We start from the raw sequence: 13,889 nt of genomic DNA, 5'->3' as shown, positions 1-13,889 counted from the left end.
GAGTCTGCGCATTTACGCCGATAACCCAGGCAAATGAACCGGAATCTGCGCCTCGTCCGGCGCTATGGTCGCGCCCGAACGATCCGCCGAAACAGGCGGACGGCCAGTTTCGGGAGAGACACAATGCGCGTCGGCGTGCCCAGCGAGATCAAGAAGAACGAACACCGCGTCGGCCTGACGCCCACCGCCGCCCGCGAATATGCGGCGCGCGGCCACCAGGTCTCCGTCCAGACGGGCGCCGGCATGGGCGCGGGCTTCACCGACGACGACTACGTCAAGGCCGGCGCGACCATCGTGGCTGACGCCGCGACTGTCTTCGCTAACAGCGACATGATCGTGAAGGTCAAGGAGCCCCAGAAGGTCGAGTGGGAGATGCTGCGCGAGGACCAGATCCTCTACACCTACCTGCACCTGGCGCCGGACCCCGAGCAGACCAAGGGTCTGATCGCCTCCAAATGCGCCGCCGTCGCCTATGAGACGGTGACCGATGCGCGCGGCGGCCTGCCGCTGCTGGCGCCGATGTCCGAGGTCGCGGGCCGCATCGCCGTCTTCTCGGCCGCCGAGACCCTGCTGAAGCACAACGGCGGCATGGGTCTGCTGTTCTGCGGCGTGCCGGGCGTGGCGCCCGCGCGGGTGCTGGTGCTGGGCGGCGGCGTGGTCGGGCTGAACGCGGCGCGCATGGCCATGGGCCTGGGCGCCGAGGTGGTGGTGCTGGAACGCTCCATCCCCCGCATGGCCTATATCGACGAAGTCACCGGCGGCCGGGTCATCACCCGCTATTCCTCGATCGGCGCGATCGAGGAAGAGATCGTCAAGGCCGACGTGGTCATCGGCGCCGTCCTGGTGCCGGGCGCCGAGGCGCCCAAGCTGGTCAAGCGCGAGCACCTGAAGAAGATGAAGCCCGGCTCGGTGCTGGTCGACGTCGCCATCGATCAGGGCGGCTGTTTCGAGACCTCGAAGCCGACCACCCACGAAGACCCGACCTACACCGTCGATGGCGTGGTTCACTATTGCGTGGCCAACATGCCGGGCGCCGCGCCGCGCACCTCGTCCGAGGCCCTGAACAACGCCACCCTGCCGTTCGGCTTGGCGCTGGCCGACCATGGGCTGGAGGCGCTGCGCAAGGATCCGCATCTGGCGCGCGGCCTGAACGTGCTGAAGGGCGAGATCACCTATCCGGCGGTCGCCCAGGCTCTGGGCCTGGAATGGACCGACCCGTTCGGCGTCTGGCCGCAGGGCTGAAACGGGGCGGCCTATGCGACCGAGGGTCGCGGCTCAGTCGAGGCGGGACGGGTTAGTGTCATCGCCTGAACCAAGGGAGAGAAGCCGATGTCTCGTCTATCCTGGATCGCCGCGCCCGCCGTCGTGGCCCTGACCGCCGGGGCCGCCTGGGCCCATCACGGCTGGAGTTCCTACGACGCCGAGAAGGTCATGCGCCCGACCGCTCCGGTGGTTGAGTCCAGCTGGGGCAGCCCGCATGGCAGCCTGGTCCTGACGGTCGACGGCCAGCGCTGGGACGTCGTCCTGGCACCGGTGTCGCGCATGCAGGCGCGTGGCCTGGCCGAGGCCGACATCGCCGTCGGCCGGACGGTCACCGTACACGCCTATCCCCGCAAGGACGGAACGCGTGAGATGCGCGCCGAACGCATCATCGTCGGCGACAAGACGGTCGAACTCCGCTGATCGCGGAACTGGCCGGCGCGGTCGAGGCGTCCGGCTTCGGCCGCTGGGCGTCGGGCTCGGCCCTCGCCTATCCGATCGCGAACGTGGCGCACGTTCTGGGCCTGGCCGGCCTGCTGGGCGCGATCGGCGTCTATGACCTGCGGATGCTGGGCTGGGGCCGCGCCCTGCCGGCGCAGACGCTTCTGGCTGTCGTGCGGCCCCTGGCGGTTGGCGGCTTCGGGTTGCTGGTGCTGAGCGGGGCTGTCCTGTTCGCCGCCGACGCCGTCGCACTGGCGGGCTCCGACCTGTTCAGGCTGAAGCTGATCCTCATCGTCGCAGCGGTCGCCAACGCCGCCGCCTTCGAATGGATCAAGCCGCACGGCCGGGCCGCAGCAGCCTTCGCCGCCGCCTCCCTGATCCTGTGGATCACTGTCGCCGTGGCCGGGCGGATGATCGCCTACGTCTGAGGCGCGGCCGGCCGGCATTCCTCAGGCGCGTCGCCTTGACCCTCCCACAGGGCGCAGGACCGGTCGATCTCGCCCTGGATCATCGCGCAGGGATTGGCGGTGTTGCACGGCGGGCGCGTCGCCGGACTGACCGCGCGGCACTGTTCGACCAGCCGCGTCGCGGCCTCCTGACCGATCTCATCCAGGCATGAACCGCTCGACGCCGGCGTGGCGGCTGGCGTCTGCACCGGGACTTCCGCCGGGGGCTGCGCAGGCGCCTCGACCGGGGCGGTCGCCGTCTCGGGCGGCGGGACCGGCGCGGGGTCGCTCTGATTGCAGGCGGCCGTCAGGGCGGCCAGGGCGACGACGGGGGCGGCGAGGAAGGCCAGGCGCATGAGGGATCTCCTGATGGGTCTCCTGCGGCAACGCGCCTGGGCCGCAACCGTTCGCGATTAGCGCTTCAGCGCCGCATCCACCGCCTGCTTCTGCATCACGAACAGGTCGCGGCAGCCGATCTCGGCCAGCTCGAACAGGCGGTCGAACTCGCCGCGCGAGAAGCCGCGCTTCTCGCCCGTGGCCTGGATTTCGACGATCTGCCCGGCGCCGGTCAGGACGAAGTTGGAATCAGCCTCGGCCGTCGAATCTTCTTCATAGTCGAGGTCCAGCACCGGCAGATCGTTGAACACGCCGCATGACACCGCCGCCACCTGGTCCAGGATCGGGTCGGCGCTCAGGACGCCCTCGGCGCGCAGATAGCCGAGGGCCTGGGCCATCGCGACCCAGGCGCCGGTGATCGAGGCGGTGCGGGTGCCGCCGTCGGCCTGGATCACGTCGCAGTCGATCAGCACCTGGCGCTCGCCTAGGGCCTTAAGGTCGACCACCGCGCGCAACGACCGGCCGATCAGACGCTGGATTTCCTGAGTGCGGCCCGACTGCTTGCCGGCGGCGGCCTCGCGGCGGCCGCGCGTGTGGGTGGCTCGCGGCAGCATGCCGTATTCGGCGGTGACCCACCCCTGGCCGCTGTTGCGCATCCAGCCCGGCACCTTCTCCTCCACGGAGGCGGTGACCAGGACCTTCGTGTGGCCGAACGACACCAGGCACGAGCCTTCGGCGTAGCGGTTCACACCCGTCTCCAGCGTCACGGGACGAAGCTGTTCGGGGGTGCGTTCGGACGGGCGCATGGGAACTCCTTGGAAGCGATGTTGCGGGGCTGTATCTTGAAACGGTGAGCCTGTCCTCCTTCCACAATCCGGATGTCCGTCTGCGTCCCGCCACGCTCGACGACGTTCCGACGCTTGAAGCCTGGGATCGCGAGCCGCACGTCATCGCCTGCTCCAGCGATCGACCAGACCTCGAGGTCGCCTTCGACGGCATTGACTGGCCTCAGGAGCTGGCCGACGCCGCCAGCGGGATCACGACCTTCATCGCCGAGGCGGACGGCAGACCCGTCGGCGTGCTGCAGGTGTGCGATCCGCACAGCGAACCGAGCCATTACTGGGGCGAGATCGAGCCGGGCCTGCGCGCCATCGACATCTGGATCGGTCCCGCCGACGCCCTTAACAAGGGCCTGGGCACAGCCATGATGAGCCTGGCCTTGGATGACGCCTTCGCCGCGCCCGGCGTCGATGCGGTCGTGATCGACCCTTTGGCCACCAACACGGATGCGCAACGCTTCTATCGTCGGCTGGGCTTCGTGGACGAGGGTCGGCGAACATTCGGGGAAGACGACTGTCTCGTGATGCGGCTGACGCGCGCCACCTGGACCGCGAGGCCGCGCTCATGACGCCCTTCACCGCCCCTTACGCCGGTCTGGGGGTGCTGGATCAGCGCGCGCGCGACATCTTCCGGCGCATTGTCGAGAGCTATCTGCAGACCGGCGAGCCCGTGGGATCTCGCACCCTGTCGATGACCGGCATATCCCTGTCGCCCGCCTCGATCCGCAACACCATGCAGGATCTGACGATGGCGGGGCTGCTGGCCTCTCCGCATACCTCGGCCGGTCGCATCCCGACGCACGCGGGCCTGCGCCTGTTCGTCGACGGCCTGCTGGAGATCGGCGATGTCGGGACCGAGGAGCGGCGCGAGATTGACGCGCGGCTGGCCGGGCGCGGCAGAAACTTCGAAGAAGCGCTGAACGAGGCTTCGGCTCTCTTGTCAGGCCTCGCCGGAGGCGCAGGCGTAGTCGCAAGTCCGGTGCGCGACGCGGGCGTCAAGCATGTCGAGTTCGTGGCCCTCGGGCATGATCAGGCCTTGGCGGTGCTGGTCGCCGACGATGGCACGGTGGAGAACCGGCTGATGCCGCTCAAGGCCGGTGTGACGCCTTCCACACTTCAGGAGGCTTCTAACTTCCTGAACGCCCGATTGCGCGGGCGGCCGTTGTCGGAAGCGCGGGTGGAGATGCGCGGCGAACTGGACGCCGCCCGGCGCGAGCTGAACGAAGCTGCCGCCCGGCTGGTCGAGGACGGCGTGGCCGCCTGGTCGGGCGGGGCCGAGCGCGACCGCGCCCTGATCGTGCGGGGCCGCGCCAACCTGTTGCAGGATCGCGACGCGGTCGAGGATCTGGAGCGGGTGCGCACTCTGTTCGACGATCTGGAGCAGAAAGAGCAGCTGATCGGCCTGCTGGACGGGGTGGCGGGCGCGCAGGGCGTGCGCATCTTCATCGGCGCCGAGACACGGTTGTTTTCGCTTTCGGGTTCCGCCGTGATCGCGGCGCCCTATATGTCGGGCCGGCAGCGAGTGCTGGGCGCCGTCGGCGTCATCGGCCCTGCGAGACTGAACTACGCCCGCGTCATCCCGTTGGTGGACTACACCGCCCGGGTGCTGGGGCGCATGCTGGACGGACAAGACACGTGAACGACGACATCAGAGACGAAACCGAGCTGGACGCCGACATGGGCGAGGCCGAGCTGAACGCCGAGGCGGGGCTGGATTCCCAACCGGTCGACGACGGCGACCTGGCCCCGTTGGACGCCGTGATCGCCGAGCGTGACGAGTGGAAGGACCGCGCCCTGCGCGCCATCGCCGAGACGGAAAACGTCAAACGCCGCGCCGAGACCCAGGCCAATGACGCCCGCGCCTACGCCATCCAGCGCTTCGCCCGCGACCTGCTGGGCGTAGCCGACAATCTGGAGCGCGCCATTCAGGCCGCGCCCAAGGACGCCGAGGGCGCCGCCGCTGGTCTGGTCTCGGGACTGGAGCTGACCCAGAAGTCGCTGCTCCAGGCGTTCGAATCCAACAACCTCAAGCGCGTCGCGCCCGAGCCGGGCGAGGCCTTCGACCCGCATCTGCACCAGGCCATGATGGAGCAGCCGTCCGATACGGTTCAGGGCGGCCAGGTGATCCAGACCCTTCAAGCCGGCTACGCCCTTTTCGGCCGCACCGTGCGTCCCGCCATGGTGGTCGTCGCCGCCAAGGGATCGGGCGCGGCCGCCGGCGCCGGCTATGCACCGGGCGGCAACTACGACGGCAAGGCCTGAGCCGAACCGATACAGGCGGCGGGGGTCAGAACCCTCGCCGCCAGCTCGCCAGCAGCGCATAGCCCATCGGCGCCTCCAGGCGGTGTTGTTCCTGACGGATCATCACGGCCTCCAGATGCAGGGCCGAGCCGTCGCCCAGGCCGTGCAGGCTGCGCAGGGCGAAATTGATCTCACGCCCTTCCGGCGCCGCGGAGAAGCGACGCTCCGAGAAGGTCACCGGGTCGAAATACTCTAGCGGAATATCGGCCAACACCGCGCTGAACACGCCGTTCTCGATCCGCAGCGGCTGCGACACCTCCCACGTCAGGTTCGAACAACCCAGTACGGCGACCGGGCAGGCGGTCACCAGGCCGACCCGCCAGGTGGAGCTGATCGCCGGCTCGGTCAGGCTCAGGAAACGCCCCTCGATGTCCGTGCGGCCGAAGCCCGCCTCGCCCACGAGGGTCATCCCACGGCCCAGCGCGATGTCCCCGCCGACAGCTGCGAAACGGGTTTCCGACGGTAGGCGGAAGTCGGAGTTCAGCGGCATATAGGCGCCCAGCGGCCCCATCCGTTCGTCGAGGCTCCCCGCCGAGATGGACAGGCCCTTGCCGTCACCCCGCCAACCAACCGATCCGCGCGCGTAGCTGGAGGCGTCTTGTTGAACCTGTTGCAGCGCTGCGCGGCGGTCGCCGGATCCGGTCTCCGCGGTGACAGTCACGGCTCCGAAATTCATCGCCGCGCGCATGGCGTGGTCGGCCTGGGTCAGGGCGGCGAAGCCGTCGCCCGCCGCGCCGCGGAACGGCGACCGCGATCCGCCCTTGCCCTGCCAGACGGCGAACGACATCCGTCCCGCCTGGATGTCCAGCAGGGCCTCCTGCCGAGGCTCTGAACCCTGCCATGGCGCATCGAACGGCCCAAAGCGGGTCACGACCGGATCGGGCTCCGGCACGGCCGCCGCAGCGACGAGGGCGTACTGGAGGCCTCCGGGCCCATCCATGGATACCGAGGTCTGGCGCATGGCCTGAGGCGTTTCCGGCTGCCAGCTGCGACGCGGGGCCGGCGAGTAGGCCGCGCCCAGGTTCATCCGGAACAGCCGCTGGAATTCATCGTGAGCGATGGTGTCCAGGGCTGGAGTGCTCAGGGCCGCTCCGAAGGCTCCGCCGACATGGGCGCCCGGCAGTTGGGCGACCCTCACGGCCGTTCCATCGGACTGGGGCGAAGTGGTCGCGCCGACCGGCTGGAACGCCTGAGCGATATCGAGCAGGCCGCGGCCGTAGACCCCATCGGCGCCGACATCCCCGGCGTCCCGGCCGGTGCGCAGCAGAATGTCCACCGCCTGCCGGCCGGTCAGGTTCGGAAAGGCCTCCAGCAGCAACGCCAGCGCCCCGGCGACAGCCGGGGCGGCGAAGGAGGTGCCGTTCACCCGCCAGCAGGTGGTCGGGGTTTCGCAGTCCGTGATGACCTCCACGCCCGGCGCCGACAGGAAGTAGTCGCGCGAGACGCCCGCCCGGTTGGAGAAGCCCGCGATCTGATTGTTCACATTATGCGCGCCGGTGACGATGATCCCGCCGGCGAAGCGCGGGTCGCTGGCGTATCGGCCGGGCCATTCGGGATTGGCCCCGGCCTCGTTGCCGGAGGCGATGGCGAAAACCACGCCGGCTCCGATGGCGCGCGCCAGGGCCGCCTCGAACGCCGTGCCCAATGGGGCTTCACCGCCGAGGGACAGGTTGATCACCTTGGCTCCATTGGCCACTGCGTAGTCCAGCGCCCGCGCGAGATCCGACCCCCGGAAGCAGACGGTGTTGTCCGGATCGGTGCAGTTGCTGATGTCCGCCCGGATCGAAAGGATGGTGGCGTTGTAGGCCACGCCCACGGTGCCGTAGTCGTTGAACGGCGCGGCGATGACTCCGGAAACACGCGTGCCGTGGCGATCCTGGCCCATGATCTGGTTGCGGCCCACGACGATGTCGGTGGACAGAGGCGAGATGTTCGTCGCCAGGTCGGGGTGGTCCATCTGGATTCCGCTGTCGACCACGCTGACGGTGACCCCGCGCCCTGTCGCTCCGCTCTGCCAGGCTGATATGGCGTTGACGTTCGCCACGCCGTAGTTGCGCTCGTACTCCCGCGACGTCTGCGAGGGCACGGCGGGCGGCGGCGGCGGGGGAGGCGGTGGCGGAGGAGGAGGAGGCGGCGGAGGAGGAGGCGGCGGCGTGACGATGGGCCCGGCAGAGCCGCCGCCCCCGCCTCCTCCTCCGCCACAGGCCGCCAGCAACGGGAGGACAGTCAGCGCGACGCCGACGGCCGCGCACAGACGATGACGACGCGAAACCATGGCGCGCTCCAAGAACCGGCGACGACACTGCGAGCAACACGGTTCGTTGACAAGAAAATCGACGAAGCTTGGCTGGAGGAGATTGAAAAGGTGTGATCGGGAAGACGCGGCCCGCCTTGCTCCTTTTCACTACGTGGGGCATGGGGGCGCGGATGCGCATCGCCTTTATGGGAACACCCGAATTCGCCGTGCCGTCGCTGGCCGAACTCATCGCCTCGGGCCATGAGGTTGTCGCTGTGTGGTCCCAGCCGCCGCGTCCCAAGGGGCGGGGCCAGACGCTGAAGCCCTCGCCGGTCCAGGCCTTCGCCGAGACCATGGGCCTGCCGGTGTTCACCCCTGAATCCATGAAGACGGCCGAGGCGATCGAGGCCTTTCGCGGTCTGGAAGTCGATGCCGCCTGCGTCGTCGCCTATGGCCAGATCTTGAAGCGCGAGGTGCTGGAGGTGCCGCGCCTGGGCTGTTTCAACCTGCACGGCTCGCTCTTGCCGCGCTGGCGCGGCGCGGCCCCGATCCAGCGGGCCATCATGGCGGGCGACCGTCAGACGGGCGTGCAGATCATGCGCATGAGCGAGGGGCTGGATGAAGGCCCGATCCTGCTCAGCGAAGTTCTGGACATCCGGCCCGACGACACCGCCGCCAGCCTCTCGGATCGCATGGCCGTGACCGGCGCCAGCCTGTGGCCCCGCGCCCTGGCCGCCATCGAACGCGGCGGGGCGACCGAGACCGAACAGGCCGGCGAGGCCACCTACGCCCGCAAGATCACGCCTGCCGAGGCCCGCATCGACTGGAGCCGTCCGGCCGCCGAGATCGACGCCCATGTGCGCGGCCTGTCGCCCTTTCCCGGCGCGTGGTTCGCCGGCCCCGACGGCGCCCGCATCAAGGCGCTGATGTCAGCGGTCGTGCCTGGCGCCGGCGCGCCCGGCCAGGTGCTGGACGGCGACGGCCTGGTCGTCGCCTGCGGCGAGGGCGCGGTCCGTCTGTCGCGCGTTCAGCGTGAAGGCAAGGCGGCCCAGGCCGACGTCGAAATGCTGCGCGGCTATCCGATCGCGCCGGGCGCAAGCCTAGGCTGAGAAGCCGAACTCCTTCTCCAGCAAGCGCCAGAGTTGTTCCGCGCTCTTCACGTCAAGTTGGAAAGTTTGGCTCTGCTTTTGGCGATTCTCCCGAGCCTCAGAACCAAGAGTATCGATCTGCAGCACCTTTGTCTGGCCGTCACCGAACGTGCCATAGAAGCCCACCACCTGGGTCGGCTGAAGCTTGAAGGTCTGCCTATCGGACCGTTGAAAGTTCTTGATGACCGCCATTAGCTCGAGCCTCTATGCCTAGATATCGTCTCACCATCGAATACGACGGCTCGGGCTACAACGGCTTTCAGGCCCAGGCCGGCCGGCCGACGGTGCAGGGCGCGATCGAGCAGGCGGTGCGGAAGTTCTCGGGCCAGGCGGTGCGGATCGCGGCGGCGGGCCGAACCGACACCGGCGTGCACGCCACCGGCCAGGTCGTCCATGTCGACCTTGAACGCGACTGGCCGGCGCGCACGGTCATGAATGCGCTGAACGCTCACCTGATCGAGGACGAGGTGTCGGTGCTGGACGCCGCCTTGGTGGATGACGAGTGGCACGCGCGCTTTTCCGCGACCGGCCGGCGCTATCTGTATCGCATTCTGAACCGCCCCGGCCGTCCGGCCCTGGACCATGGCCGGGTGTGGCACGTGAAGAAGCCGCTGGACGCCGAAGCCATGAATCGCGCGGCCCAGGCCCTGGTCGGACATCACGACTTCACCACCTTTCGCGACGTAAACTGCCAGTCCGCCTCGCCGGTCAAGTCGCTGGACGAGGTGGCGGTGGAGCGCGTCGGCGAAGAGGTCCGGCTGCGTTTCGCCGCCCGCTCCTTCCTGCATCGTCAGGTGCGGTCGATGACCGGCACGCTGGTCGAGGTCGGTCTGGGCCGGTGGGGCGAGGACGCGGTGGCCGAGGCGCTGGCGGCGCGCGACCGTGCGCGGTGCGGCCCCGTCGCGCCCTCGACCGGCCTGTATCTGACCGGGGTCGTTTACGGCGACTGACCCTGCCCCGTCTCCCCGGCGCGGGCCGGGGCCCAGCACGGCAATCGAAGCGTCTGAAGTTGACGCCTGATGCTCTGGACCCCGGCTTTCGCCGGGGAGACGGAAGCGTTTAGCGGCGCGCGTCGTTCGAGGCGCCGGTCACGGCCTGGCCGGCGGCCTGCATGTCGCGGCCGACGCCGGCGACGGTGTTGCAGGCGGTCAGCGCCAGCGAGGCGGCGATCAGCGACAGGGCGGCGAGTTTACGCATGGCGGGCTCCGATCAAGCGTTGCAGTGCGCCTTGATAGCCAGCCTCGGCCATCTGGTCTATCTCCGGGGCCATGACCCAGCCCGCCGGAACCGCCGCCCGCCGCCTCGTCGAAACCCTGATCGTCAACGGCATCGACCGCGTCTTCTGCGTGCCGGGAGAGAGCTATCTGGCCGTGCTGGACGCGCTGGCCGACGTGACGTCCGACATCCAGGTCATCGCCTGCCGCCATGAGGCCGGAGCCGCCAACATGGCCGAGGCCTACGGCAAGCTGACCGGAAAGCCGGGCGTCTGCATGGTCACGCGCGGACCGGGCGCGACCCACGCCTCGATCGGGGTGCACACGGCGCATCAGGATTCCACGCCGATGATCCTGTTTGTCGGCCAGATCGCCCTGACCGACCGGGGCCGCGGCGCCTTCCAGGAGATCGATTATCGCGAGGTCTTCGGCGGCCTGGCCAAATGGGCGACCGAGCTGGAAAGCCCCCAGCGCACCGTCGAGATCGTGGAACGCGCCATCGCCACCTCGCTGCAGGGCCGGATGGGGCCGGTGGTCATCGCCCTGCCCGAGGACGTGCTGCTGGAGGACGGCGGCCCCGCGCCGGTGCGCGCGGTCACGCCCGCCAAGGCCGCCCTGGACCCCGCCTTCGTCGAACAGCTGCAACAGCGCCTGGCCAAGGCCGAGCGTCCGCTGCTGGTGCTGGGCGGATCCGGCTGGAGCGAAGAGGCGGCGGGCGCGATCGGCGATTGGGCCGAGCGGCTGGGGCTGCCGGTCAGCCTGTCGTTCCGCCGCAAGGACATCCTGTCCAACGACCGCCCCAACTATGTCGGCGACCTGGGGCTGGGCTGCAATCCCAAGCTGATCCAGCGGGCGAAGGACGCCGATCTGATCATCGCCATCGGCGCGCGCCTGGGTGAGAACCCGACCCAAGGCTACACCCTGCTGGACCGCGACCGCACCGCCGAAGCGCTGGTCCACGTCCATCCCGGCCCAGAAGAATTGGGCCGCGTCTGGCCCACCACGATGAGCGCGGTCGCCGACAACAGCTTGGCCGCTTTCGCCCTGACCGCCATAGAACCGGGGCGGACCTGGCATGACGAAGCCAAGCAAGGCCACGCCGACTGGCACGCCTTCTCCACGCCCGGCGAAGTCACCGGCACGGTCAATCTGGGCGTCTGCATGGCGCATCTGGCCGAGGGGCTGCCAGCCGACGCCATCGTCACCAATGGCGCAGGCAACTTCGCCGCCTGGCTGCACCGCTTCTATCGCCACCGTGCGTGCCGCACCCAGCTGGCGCCGACGTCAGGCGCCATGGGCTACGGCTATCCGGCGGCCCTGGCGGCCAAGTCGATCCATCCGGACCGCGACGTGGTCTGCATCGCCGGCGACGGCGATTATCTGATGACGGGCCAGGAGATCGCCACCGCGGTCCAGTACGGCGTCAACGCCGTGGTGGTGGTGGTCGACAACGGCACCTACGGCACCATTCGCATGCATCAGGAAGGCCACTTCCCCGGCCGAGTGGTCGCCACCGATCTGAAGAACCCGGACTTCGTCAAATACGCCCAGGCCTTCGGCGCCTTCGGCGTGCGCTGCGACCGGACCGAAGACTTCCCGGCCGCCCTGAAGGCGGCGCGCGAGGCGGGCCGACCGGCCCTGGTGCACCTGATCACGTCGGCTGAAGACATCGCGCCGGGCCGCACCCTGACTCAGCTGCGGGGCGGCTAGATTTCGCTTCGAGGGCCGCTCAGCCGAACGCCAGGAAGATCAGCGCCACGGCGGTCACGTCGAACAGGCGGGCGGCGGCGGAGAAGAGGGTCGGCATGGTCGGCTCCGGAACGTTCGGAGCGTCTCAAGCAAACCTCGGGCCAGTTCAGACGTCGGTGACGGCGGCCTTGCCCTTGGGCGGACGGCGGTCGCGATCGGCGTACTCGGCGCCCAGATAGGCCGCGCGGGCGGCGCTCAGCACCGGGGGGCCGCCCTTCAGGCCGCGCTTGACCTGACCCTGGGCCAGCATCTGGGCGGTGAAGGCGGGATCATCCGGGGCGGCAGGCTTTGCCGGGGTGACAGCGTGATCCACCACCTCGCCCGCCGGGACCAGGGCGCGCGAGGTCGATCCGGCCCGGCGCTCGCCGCGCCGACGCGGCGTCTTGCGCCGATCGTCGCCGACGCGGTCGTCGCTCATTTTTTTCCGTCCGTGGCCAACCGGTCGATCTGGGCGCGCATCTCGTCCATCTGGCGGCGCATTTCAGCCAAGGGGTCTGGCGCGGCGTCGTCGGACGCCTTGGCCTGCGGTTCGGGCTTGGCGGCCGCGGGCATTCCGGCGGCGAAGCCGGGGAACATCCGCATGGCGCGCTCGAACATGGCCATGTTCTGCTTGACCGCCTCTTCCATCAACCCCGCGCCCGGCGTCGATCCGAAGGCGCGGGTGAACTGACCGCGCAGCTGCTCCTGCTGGCGGGTGAAGGAGTCCAGCGACATCTCCAGATAGGACGGCAGCACCGACTGCATCTGCCCGCCGTAGAAGCCGATCAGCTGGCGCAGGAACTGCACCGGCAGAAGCGCCTCGCCGCGGCTTTCCTCCTCGAAGATGATCTGGGTCAGGATCTGTCGCGTCAGCTCCTCGTTGGTCTTGGCGTCATAGACGACGAACTCGACCCCCTCGCGCACCATCTGCGCCAGGTCCTCAAGCGTCACATAGGCCGAGGTCGCGGTGTTGTAGAGCCTGCGGTTCGCATACTTCTTGATGACGATCGGATCGTCGGTTCCACCCTGAGCTTTCTTGTTCGCCACGCTTGTTCCCGCGTTCTGTTGCAAGGCGGCACTATCGACCGGCTTGGCGCATTGCGCCAGCCCGGCCGGTCAACTGGCCAATCCGGGAGCCAGGACGACCCCGACCAGCACGGCCGCCCAATGGGTGCCTGCCCCCGCCACGACGAACCCGTGCCAGATGGCGCGACGGAACTTCACCTTCTGATTGATGAAGACGAAGACGCCGGCGGTGTAGATCAGCCCGCCCGCCACCAGCAGGCCCAGCGCCAGCGGATGGACCGTCTCGATCATCGGCTTCAGGGCGATCACGGCCAGCCAGCCGAAAAGCACATAGACCCCGCTCCAGAAGGCGTCGGAGATGCGCGGCGCGAACATCTTGGCCCCCACGCCGGCGAAGGCGATGGCCCAGACCAGAAGCGTGAAGCCGATGGACCAGGCGCCCTCGAACCTCTGGGTCGTGAAGGGGGTGTAGCTGCCGGCGATCATCAGGAAGATGGCCGCCTCGTCCAGCCGCCGCAGCACCGGCCGCGCCGCGCAGGGCCGGGTCAGGTTGTAGACCGTCGAGGCGGTCAGCATGGCGACCAGACACAGGGCGTAGATCGCCGTAGAGAACGCCGCGCCCACGCCCGAATAGATCGCCGCCAGCAGCGCCAGCGCCACCCCGCCGATCCCCGCCAGCACCAGGCCGACCACATGGACCCACAGGTCGGCCAGCCGCTCGCCGCGCGTCTGATAATGCTCGATCATATCCAGCTCGTCCGGCGTGCAGACGTGGGTGGCCAGGGCTTTCAGACGCGTCAGCATGGGACCCTCAATCCGATAGCAGCGCCGTTCGTTCCGCTCAGCTTGCCGCGACATGGCGCCTAATCCGTGAATCCGGCCCGCCGCACGTGACGACGCCATTGGGATGCGGC

Annotated in this window: 17 protein-coding genes; 9 read left to right on the top strand and 8 right to left on the bottom strand. The window is 69.1% G+C overall.

Going from position 1 to position 13,889, the window contains the following annotated elements:
• Window positions 1–123: 123 nt before the first annotated feature.
• From ald to E4M01_RS01520, 3 genes are all read left to right on the top strand, one after another.
• Window positions 124–1,242, top strand: coding sequence for an alanine dehydrogenase (gene ald, locus E4M01_RS01530; RefSeq protein WP_135066418.1), 1,119 nt, complete (start codon window positions 124–126; stop codon window positions 1,240–1,242).
• Window positions 1,243–1,329: 87 nt separating this feature from the next.
• Complete coding sequence (locus E4M01_RS01525; RefSeq protein WP_135066415.1) at window positions 1,330–1,683, top strand: DUF6152 family protein; 354 nt, start codon at window positions 1,330–1,332, stop codon at window positions 1,681–1,683.
• An 83-nt stretch (window positions 1,684–1,766) separates the two neighbouring features.
• Window positions 1,767–2,129 (top strand): hypothetical protein, encoded by a 363-nt coding sequence (locus tag E4M01_RS01520; protein WP_209316058.1) that lies wholly within the window; start codon window positions 1,767–1,769, stop codon window positions 2,127–2,129.
• Here the strand turns inward: E4M01_RS01520 and E4M01_RS01515 are convergent.
• Window positions 2,120–2,503, bottom strand: a complete 384-nt coding sequence (locus E4M01_RS01515; protein ID WP_135066409.1) for a hypothetical protein — start codon at window positions 2,501–2,503, stop codon at window positions 2,120–2,122. The genes E4M01_RS01520 and E4M01_RS01515 overlap by 10 nt on opposite strands.
• A 57-nt stretch (window positions 2,504–2,560) precedes the next feature.
• Window positions 2,561–3,289: a ribonuclease PH gene (gene rph, locus E4M01_RS01510; RefSeq protein ID WP_135066406.1), complete on the bottom strand. Its 729-nt coding sequence runs from the start codon at window positions 3,287–3,289 to the stop codon at window positions 2,561–2,563.
• Window positions 3,290–3,333: 44 nt separating this feature from the next.
• Between rph and E4M01_RS01505 the strand changes: the two genes are divergently transcribed.
• From E4M01_RS01505 to grpE, 3 genes are read left to right on the top strand one after another with little or no spacing between them, the layout of a single operon-like run.
• Entirely contained in the window at window positions 3,334–3,891 is a 558-nt protein-coding gene (locus E4M01_RS01505) for a GNAT family N-acetyltransferase (RefSeq protein WP_245158327.1), read from the top strand.
• Window positions 3,888–4,961, top strand: a complete 1,074-nt coding sequence (gene hrcA / locus E4M01_RS01500) for a heat-inducible transcriptional repressor HrcA (RefSeq protein ID WP_135066403.1) — start codon at window positions 3,888–3,890, stop codon at window positions 4,959–4,961. The genes E4M01_RS01505 and hrcA overlap by 4 nt, the downstream gene beginning before the upstream one ends.
• Before the next feature lie 38 nt (window positions 4,962–4,999).
• Window positions 5,000–5,584: a nucleotide exchange factor GrpE gene (gene grpE, locus E4M01_RS01495; protein WP_135066649.1), complete on the top strand. Its 585-nt coding sequence runs from the start codon at window positions 5,000–5,002 to the stop codon at window positions 5,582–5,584.
• A 25-nt stretch (window positions 5,585–5,609) separates the two neighbouring features.
• On the opposite strand, the gene E4M01_RS01490 is transcribed toward grpE, so the two are convergent.
• Window positions 5,610–7,709, bottom strand: coding sequence for a S8 family peptidase (locus tag E4M01_RS01490; protein ID WP_245158326.1), 2,100 nt, complete (start codon window positions 7,707–7,709; stop codon window positions 5,610–5,612).
• A gap of 341 nt (window positions 7,710–8,050) precedes the next feature.
• On the opposite strand from E4M01_RS01490, the gene fmt reads away from it, so the two are divergent.
• Window positions 8,051–8,968, top strand: coding sequence for a methionyl-tRNA formyltransferase (gene fmt / locus E4M01_RS01480; RefSeq protein WP_135066397.1), 918 nt, complete (start codon window positions 8,051–8,053; stop codon window positions 8,966–8,968).
• On the opposite strand, the gene E4M01_RS01475 is transcribed toward fmt, so the two are convergent.
• Window positions 8,960–9,199: a hypothetical protein gene (locus E4M01_RS01475; protein WP_135066394.1), complete on the bottom strand. Its 240-nt coding sequence runs from the start codon at window positions 9,197–9,199 to the stop codon at window positions 8,960–8,962. The genes fmt and E4M01_RS01475 overlap by 9 nt on opposite strands.
• Window positions 9,200–9,213: 14 nt before the next feature.
• Here E4M01_RS01475 and truA point away from each other — a divergent pair, with 14 nt between their 5' ends.
• A complete protein-coding gene (truA, locus tag E4M01_RS01470; RefSeq protein ID WP_135066391.1) occupies window positions 9,214–9,957 on the top strand; it encodes a tRNA pseudouridine(38-40) synthase TruA in 744 nt (247 codons plus the stop codon).
• 109 nt (window positions 9,958–10,066) lie between these two features.
• Here truA and E4M01_RS01465 read toward each other — a convergent pair whose 3' ends face one another.
• Window positions 10,067–10,204, bottom strand: a complete 138-nt coding sequence (locus E4M01_RS01465) for an entericidin A/B family lipoprotein (RefSeq protein ID WP_135066388.1) — start codon at window positions 10,202–10,204, stop codon at window positions 10,067–10,069.
• A gap of 71 nt (window positions 10,205–10,275) precedes the next feature.
• Between E4M01_RS01465 and E4M01_RS01460 the strand changes: the two genes are divergently transcribed.
• A complete protein-coding gene (locus E4M01_RS01460; protein WP_135066385.1) occupies window positions 10,276–11,931 on the top strand; it encodes a thiamine pyrophosphate-binding protein in 1,656 nt (551 codons plus the stop codon).
• A gap of 145 nt (window positions 11,932–12,076) precedes the next feature.
• On the opposite strand, the gene E4M01_RS01455 is transcribed toward E4M01_RS01460, so the two are convergent.
• From E4M01_RS01455 to E4M01_RS01445, 3 genes are all read right to left on the bottom strand, one after another.
• Window positions 12,077–12,388, bottom strand: coding sequence for a hypothetical protein (locus tag E4M01_RS01455; protein ID WP_135066382.1), 312 nt, complete (start codon window positions 12,386–12,388; stop codon window positions 12,077–12,079).
• Window positions 12,385–12,996, bottom strand: coding sequence for a polyhydroxyalkanoate synthesis repressor PhaR (phaR, locus tag E4M01_RS01450; protein ID WP_135066379.1), 612 nt, complete (start codon window positions 12,994–12,996; stop codon window positions 12,385–12,387). Before phaR ends, E4M01_RS01455 begins: the two co-directional genes overlap by 4 nt.
• A 69-nt stretch (window positions 12,997–13,065) precedes the next feature.
• Window positions 13,066–13,779, bottom strand: coding sequence for a hemolysin III family protein (locus E4M01_RS01445; RefSeq protein ID WP_135066376.1), 714 nt, complete (start codon window positions 13,777–13,779; stop codon window positions 13,066–13,068).
• Between the last annotated feature and the right edge of the window lie 110 nt (window positions 13,780–13,889).

This window comes from Brevundimonas sp. MF30-B, from assembly GCF_004683885.1.
Taxonomy (GTDB): domain Bacteria; phylum Pseudomonadota; class Alphaproteobacteria; order Caulobacterales; family Caulobacteraceae; genus Brevundimonas.
The sequence above is the reverse complement of the archived record's forward strand: the minus strand, read 5'-3'. Positions and strand labels throughout refer to the sequence as shown.